This window comes from Mesorhizobium sp. M0293 (assembly GCF_040321735.1).
Classification (GTDB): domain Bacteria; phylum Pseudomonadota; class Alphaproteobacteria; order Rhizobiales; family Rhizobiaceae; genus Mesorhizobium.
Window position 1 is genome coordinate 60,555 of sequence record NZ_JAMYSA010000029.1, and the last position, 6,000, is coordinate 66,554.

Annotated in this window: 8 protein-coding genes and 1 pseudogene; 5 read left to right on the forward strand and 4 right to left on the reverse strand. The window is 65.4% G+C overall.

The window, feature by feature from the left end; genetic code table 11:
* Positions 1-186 precede the first annotated feature (186 nt).
* The gene (locus NKJ06_RS13625; RefSeq protein ID WP_352809976.1) at positions 187-645 is read right to left on the reverse strand and encodes an Lrp/AsnC family transcriptional regulator; all 459 of its coding nucleotides are present in this window, start codon (positions 643-645) and stop codon (positions 187-189) included.
* A 170-nt stretch (positions 646-815) separates the two neighbouring features.
* On the opposite strand from NKJ06_RS13625, the gene NKJ06_RS13630 reads away from it, so the two are divergent.
* Both NKJ06_RS13630 and NKJ06_RS13635 read left to right on the forward strand, forming a co-directional pair.
* The gene (locus tag NKJ06_RS13630; protein ID WP_352809977.1) at positions 816-1,550 is read left to right on the forward strand and encodes an AzlC family ABC transporter permease; all 735 of its coding nucleotides are present in this window, start codon (positions 816-818) and stop codon (positions 1,548-1,550) included.
* Entirely contained in the window at positions 1,547-1,846 is a 300-nt protein-coding gene (locus NKJ06_RS13635) for an AzlD family protein (protein ID WP_352809978.1), read from the forward strand. Before NKJ06_RS13630 ends, NKJ06_RS13635 begins: the two co-directional genes overlap by 4 nt.
* A gap of 56 nt (positions 1,847-1,902) precedes the next feature.
* Here NKJ06_RS13635 and NKJ06_RS13640 read toward each other — a convergent pair whose 3' ends face one another.
* A complete protein-coding gene (locus tag NKJ06_RS13640; protein WP_352632336.1) occupies positions 1,903-2,538 on the reverse strand; it encodes an FMN-dependent NADH-azoreductase in 636 nt (211 codons plus the stop codon).
* Positions 2,539-2,650: 112 nt separating this feature from the next.
* On the opposite strand from NKJ06_RS13640, the gene NKJ06_RS13645 reads away from it, so the two are divergent.
* The gene (locus NKJ06_RS13645) at positions 2,651-3,607 is read left to right on the forward strand and encodes a LysR family transcriptional regulator (protein ID WP_352632334.1); all 957 of its coding nucleotides are present in this window, start codon (positions 2,651-2,653) and stop codon (positions 3,605-3,607) included.
* Here NKJ06_RS13645 and NKJ06_RS13650 read toward each other — a convergent pair.
* Positions 3,540-3,755 (reverse strand): annotated as a pseudogene (locus NKJ06_RS13650) (TetR/AcrR family transcriptional regulator); the annotation flags it as partial. The gene NKJ06_RS13645 and the pseudogene NKJ06_RS13650 sit on opposite strands and share 68 nt — an antisense overlap.
* Between NKJ06_RS13650 and NKJ06_RS13655 the strand changes: the two are divergent.
* Both NKJ06_RS13655 and NKJ06_RS13660 read left to right on the forward strand, forming a co-directional pair.
* Positions 3,707-4,054: a VOC family protein gene (locus tag NKJ06_RS13655; protein WP_502905615.1), complete on the forward strand. Its 348-nt coding sequence runs from the start codon at positions 3,707-3,709 to the stop codon at positions 4,052-4,054. The pseudogene NKJ06_RS13650 and the gene NKJ06_RS13655 sit on opposite strands and share 49 nt — an antisense overlap.
* A gap of 108 nt (positions 4,055-4,162) precedes the next feature.
* Positions 4,163-5,074: an arginase family protein gene (locus NKJ06_RS13660; RefSeq protein WP_352632330.1), complete on the forward strand. Its 912-nt coding sequence runs from the start codon at positions 4,163-4,165 to the stop codon at positions 5,072-5,074.
* Here the strand turns inward: NKJ06_RS13660 and NKJ06_RS13665 are convergent.
* Positions 5,071-6,000, reverse strand: a 930-nt coding sequence (locus NKJ06_RS13665) for a S1C family serine protease (RefSeq protein ID WP_352809979.1), incomplete at its 5' end; no start/stop codon positions are given. The two genes, NKJ06_RS13660 and NKJ06_RS13665, sit on opposite strands and share 4 nt — an antisense overlap.

The following is a 6,000-nucleotide window of genomic DNA, read 5'->3' on the forward strand; positions in this document are numbered from 1 at the left end:
ATCTCCCATGCCAGAGGGCAGCGCTGCGCGCTGCTTGCCTCCGAAGGACGCTGGCATCGAGGCCGATCCTACAATCCGGTTGCATTTTTTATCCAGTCTGAAAGGACGCTGTTCTTCGGTGGCATGGCCTTTTTTTGGACGCCTGTCGTTATCCTAAAACCGCTTCGCACTTTTGGGCGACATGCGTCAGATCGGCAGTTCCGACGTGTATTTGATCGTCTGGCTGGGAACGTCCGTCTTGACGTTCTGCACGCCCTTGATGCGGCTCAGATGCTCCGATTGGAAGCGGCGGTAGTCGTCGATGCCGCCCGCCACCACGCGCACCATGGCATCGCAGTCGCCGAGCATCAGATAGCACTCCATCACCTGCGGCAGCTTGGCGACTTCGGTGGCGAAATGCTCGATCGTGTCCTCGTCCTGCGCCTTCAGCCAGATGCGGGTGAAGAAGGTGAGGCCCTTGCCGATGCTGGCCGGGTTGAGCACGGCGACATAGCGGTCGATGATTCCGGCCTCCTCCAGCAGCTTCACGCGCCGTAGGCAAGGCGAGGGCGATAGGCCGACCTCATTGGCCAGATCGTTGTTGGCCATGCGGCCGTCACGCTGCAGCGCCCGTAGGATCCGCTTGTCGATCTCATCCAGCTTCATGGCTCTAGATTCCATCTATTCGGCAGTTTGTGACACTCAATGCCGAAATTCGGTCAAATACAACAATCTTTGCAACCAAATTGCGGGCCGATATCGGTATGTTTGCCGCCAACATCAGTTGATTTCAAACGCAGGGAAGCGGCGGCCGCGAGGCCAGCCGATGGAGAATCATGAGCATTTCACAGGCAGTCGAGGCGGCGGGCGATGGCTCAAGATCCGAATTCCGTCGTGGCGTGATGTCATGCGCGCCGGTGCTGTTCGGCACCATTCCCTATGCGCTGGTGCTTGGCGCCCAGGCCACGCAGAGAGGCTTGAGCGTTGTCGAACTGTCGGCAATGACAGGACTGAATTTTGCCGGGGGGTCGGAATTCGCGGCGGTCCAGCTATGGACGTCGCCGCCGCACATCGTGCTCATCGTCGCCATCACCTTCCTGGTCAATAGCCGTCATTTGCTGATGGGCGCGGCACTGGCGCCGTTCCTGCGCGATCTGCCGCGGCGCAAGGTCTTCCCAGCGCTGTTCTTCATGTGTGACGAGAGCTGGGCGCTGGGCTTGGCCGATGCCCGGAAGCGCGGTGCTGCCGGCACAACGCCGGCCTTCAGCCCGCGCTACTACATGGGCGCGGGATTGGCGATGTATCTCACCTGGGTGGCGTTCACCACGCTGGGTGCCGTGCTCGGCCCGATGCTTGGCGATGTCGAGGCCTACGGTTTCGACATGGCGTTTCCGGCCGTCTTCCTGGTGCTGATGCGCGGCATGTGGACGGGCCTGGCGGCGGCGCGGCCCTGGCTGGTCAGCCTGGTCGTCGCGGCATTGGTGTATCTCTTCGTCCCAGGCGCCTGGTATGTCGCCGCGGGTGCCGTGTCGGGGCTGGCGGCGGCCTGGCTGATGGCAGGTGATGCATGATCGACGCAACAACACTTCTCATCATCGTGCTGATGGCCGGCGTCACCTACCTGACGCGGATCGGCGGCTACGTCGTGCTGCGCAACCGCATGCTCAGCGTGCGAGCCACGGCGGTGATGGAGGCGGCGCCAGGTTGCGTTCTGATCTCGGTCATCGCGCCAGCCTTCGTGTCGCGCAATCCGGCGGATCTTCTGGCGCTGGCGATCACTTTGATCGCCGCGACGCGGCTGTCCATGCTGCCGACCGTGCTGATTGGGGTCGCTTCGGCGGGGCTGTTGCGGTATCTGATTGGCTAGAATGAAAAAAGGCAGGCGCGGCGCGCCTGCCTTTTCATCCAGATGATCGGTGTGACTTACGCGGCAGCCGCGATGTCGCGGCGGGCGGCCACCACGGCGTCGACTTTGGCGGTCGCCTTGGCGAGCGCTGCGGTCACCGCGTCAGGGCCCATGCCGACGCCTTCGATGCGGATGACGTCGACATCGGTCATGCCGAGGAAGCCGAGCACGCCGCGCAGGTAGGGAATGGCGTGATCGAACTGCACGGCCGCACCTTCGGAATAGATGCCACCCGAAGCCAGCACGATATAGACCTTCTTGCCGGTGACGAGACCCTTGGGGCCGTTCTCGCCATAGGCAAAGCTCTTGCCGGAACGAGAGATGTGGTCGACCCAGGACTTCAGCGTTGAGGAGATGTTGAAGTTGATGAAGCCTGTGGCCAGGATCACCGTGTCGGCGGCGAACAGCTCGTCGAGCACTACATCGGAGACGCCGACGACTTCAGCTTGGCGCGGAGTGCGGGCTTCTGCCGGCACGTAGATGCCGCTGGCGTAGTCGGCGTCGATATGGGGGAGCGGATTGGCGACGAGGTCGCGCACGACAAGCGTGTTCGACGGATCGGCGGCGACGAGCTTTTCAGCGAATTCGGTAGCGATGCGAGTCGAATGCGAGGCGGCGCCGCGCGGGCTCGAAGTGACGAGAAGAATGGACATTTTGGGGCTCTCCAGCGGTTGGAATGATTTGTCCCGCCAGATATGGGGCTATCGACCCATTCGATAAACTGATATATTTTCTATACGATCCATCCATAAGTTAGATATAGCGATGCAGCCCAACCCAACCCTCGACCAACTTCAGATCTTTGTGACAGTCGCTGATACCGGCAGCTTCTCGGCCGCCGGCCGCAAGCTCAACCGGGCGCAGTCCGTCATCAGCTATGGCATCGCCAATCTCGAGGCGCAGCTCGGGCTGAAACTGTTCGAGCGCGAGGGGACGCGCGAGCCGCAGCTGACCGAGATCGGCCGGGCGATGCTGGAGGATGCACGCCGCATGGTCGGCGTGCTGCAGCGCATTCGCTCGCGCGTCGACGGCCACCACCAGGGGCTTGAGGCGGAAGTCGCGCTGTCGGTCGATGCGGCGCTGCCCTCACCGGTGCTGGTTCGGGTGCTGAAGGCATTCGAGGCACAGTTTCCGACCGTGATGCTGCGCCTGCACATCGGCACGCTTGGGCTGATCCCCGATCATGTCGTCAGCGGGCAGGCCGACCTTGGCATTGGCGGGCTGCTGGGCGAGGTCGACGTGCATCTTGTGCGGATCGGCTTCATGTCGATCGTGCTGGCCGCTGCCCCTACTCACCCGCTGGCGTTGCTGCCAAAACCAGTGGCGATCGAAGACGCGCGCGAACACATCCAGCTTGTCGTCACCGATCAATCGGAGCGCACCAAGGGGCGCGACTTCGGCGTCTACGCCTACCGCACATGGCGGCTGACGGACATGCGCACCAAGCATACGCTGATGCGCGAGGGGTTGGGCTGGGGCGGGCTACCGCGCTGGCTGATCGCCGACGATCTGGCGAGCGGCCGGCTGGTCGAACTCGACCTCGAGTCCTTCAGGGAGGTGAGTTCTCCCCTGTTTGCCATGCATCGCAACGATCGCAGCCCGAAGCCGGCGGCGGCCTGGCTGATCCACCAGTTCAAGCGACAGCTCCGCTGCTTCAACGAGTTCGAACCGGGCGAGGTGCCTGAGGAGGAGCCGGAGACAGACCTTCGATCAGTGCCATGAGCACGGCGCGGTAATCCTCGGCCGAGGCACCGGCCTCGATGGCCAGCGCGACGCGGTCGAAGGCAGCGGCAAAGAGCGCTGTCAGTGCCTCCGCCGGCAATCTCGTCATCGTCTGCGCCCGCATTGCCGCAACCAGACCTTCGCGCAGCGGATAGCAAACGCGTCAATCTCGGCATCGTCCAGGGCGACCATGAGACAATCCCGGAAGAGGGGCGGGGCCGCACATTGGGCCTGCTGATCAATTTCGAGGTTCGCGATCCCGACGCGGTCTACGAGCGCGTCCTTGCCGCCGGCCTGCCGATCCTTCGATCCTTGCGCGACGAGCCCTTCGGCCAGCGCCATTTCATCACCAAGGACCCCAACGGCGTGCTGATCGACGTCATCAAGCCGATCCCGCCCAGCGAGGAATTTCTGGCGCAGTATGCGGACGGGGCGGCGGGAGCCTGAAAGGCGGCCGTTGGCAGGAACTGTCGGCAGAGGCGGCGCCGGAGTCGGGATCGCTTGGTCGTCCCCATGGCCTCGCTCTATGATGGCGCGACAAACGCGAGCCTGCCCATGCGCAAGGTCTGTCTTATCCGCGCCCCGTCCAACCTCGGCCTCCGGCCGCTGCGGCCCAGCCATGTGCCGGGGACGTGGCGGGCGCCGCAGGCCCTGAGCGAGGCCGGCCTGGTCGAGATGCTTTCGCCGGCCAGGGTGGTCGATCTCGAGCGGCCCGCCTACAGCACCGAACCGCGGCCGGGCACCCGGCTGCGCAACGGTCTCGCGATCCGTCGTTTCAATCTCGAGCTTGCCGAGATCGTCGCCGACGCGCTCAGGCGGGGCGAGTTTCCCTTGGTCATCGGCGGCGATTGCTCGATCCTGCTCGGCGCGCTGGCGGCGGCGCGGCGCTCCGGTCCGCTGGCTCTGGTGCATGTCGACGGGCACAGCGATTTCCGTCATCCCGGTAATTATGATGTCGACGCCGTGCTCGGCTCGGCCGCCGGCATGGACCTTGCGCTCGCCACCGGGCGTGGCGAGGCGTTGCTTACCGAGTGGCCGAGCATTGACGGTACGCTCGTTGCCGACGAGCAGGTGATCCAGATCGGCGAACGCGAGAACCGCAACGCGGACTTTGCCTGGCCGGATGTCAACGCCACCGCCATGACGCGGATTGACGTCTTTGCCGCGCGCGAACTTGGCGCGGCGAAAGTGCTGGACAAGACTCGTGCGGCGCTGGCGCGGTTTCCCTACTGGCTGCACCTCGATATCGACGTGCTCGACCAGACGGTGATGCCGGCGGTGGATTCGCCGGGCAGCCCCGGCATCGATCCGGACGATCTCGTCGCCATCCTCTCGGTGTTGGCAGCCGGCCCCGCCTGCATCGGCATGGACATGACGATCTTCGATCCCGACCTCGACCCGACCGGCGACCTGGCGGCGTTGCTGGTGTCGCTACTCGGGCGGGTGTTTGCGCCGCTACAGCGCTAGCTCGCCCTTGGCACCGGCGTCACCGTCACCTGGCTGACGCCGGTGCGGCGCACGACCGTGCACAGCGTCTCGCGGCCGATGCGTTCGGCGTCGAGCAAACGCACCAGGTCGTCGACGCCGGTGACCGGGCGGCCATCGATGGCGGCGATGATGTCGCCTTCCTTCAAGCCAGCCTTGGCTGCCGGACCGTCCTTTTCGACGCTGCGCAGCCGAACCGCCGTCTTGCTCGACACTTGCGACAGAAGGGCGGCGCGGCGCGGCAAATTGGCTGTGTCGGCCGAAACGCCGATGAACGCCCGGCGCACGCGGCCGAAGCGGATGATTTCCGAAATGACGAAATTGGCGGTGTTGGAGGCGACCGCGAAGGCGATGCCTTGCGCGCCATGGATCATGGCGGTGTTGACGCCGATGACCTCGCCGGCCGACGACACCAGCGGCCCGCCGGAAGTGCCGGGGTTGAGTGCCGCGTCGGTCTGGATGACATCGTCGATCAGCCGGCCGGTCGAGGCGCGCATCGAGCGGCCGAGCGCCGAGACGACGCCGGAGGTGACGGTCCACTCGAAGCCCAGCGGGTTGCCGATGGCAATCGCGATCTGGCCGCGCCGCAGCCGCTTGGAATCGCCCAGCGGCGCCACATCGGCAAAGCTGCCATCGGCGCGCACCAGTGCGATGTCGGTGTCGGGATCGCGGCCGAGCACGCGGCCTTCGCGGGACGCGCCGTCCGGCATCGAGACGCGCACTGTCCTGGCATCGCCGACGACATGGAAATTGGTGACCACCAGCCCGTCCGGCGCGATGACGAAGCCGGAACCGTGGCCGCCCTGACCGCCAATGCGCTCGATGCGGCAGACGGCCGGGGGGGGGGGGGGGGGGGGCGGCGGGCCCGGGCGGGGGGGGGGGGGGGCGGCCGGGGGCGGGGGGGGGGG

Coding starts and splice junctions, on each gene's coding strand:
- NKJ06_RS13625 (WP_352809976.1), bottom strand. CDS start 645: ATGAAGCTGGATGAGATCGACAAGCGGATCCTACGGGCGCTGCAGCGT.
- NKJ06_RS13635 (WP_352809978.1), top strand. CDS start 1,547: ATGATCGACGCAACAACACTTCTCATCATCGTGCTGATGGCCGGCGTC.
- NKJ06_RS13645 (WP_352632334.1), top strand. CDS start 2,651: ATGCAGCCCAACCCAACCCTCGACCAACTTCAGATCTTTGTGACAGTC.
- NKJ06_RS13630 (WP_352809977.1), top strand. CDS start 816: ATGAGCATTTCACAGGCAGTCGAGGCGGCGGGCGATGGCTCAAGATCC.
- NKJ06_RS13640 (WP_352632336.1), bottom strand. CDS start 2,538: ATGTCCATTCTTCTCGTCACTTCGAGCCCGCGCGGCGCCGCCTCGCAT.
- NKJ06_RS13660 (WP_352632330.1), top strand. CDS start 4,163: ATGCGCAAGGTCTGTCTTATCCGCGCCCCGTCCAACCTCGGCCTCCGG.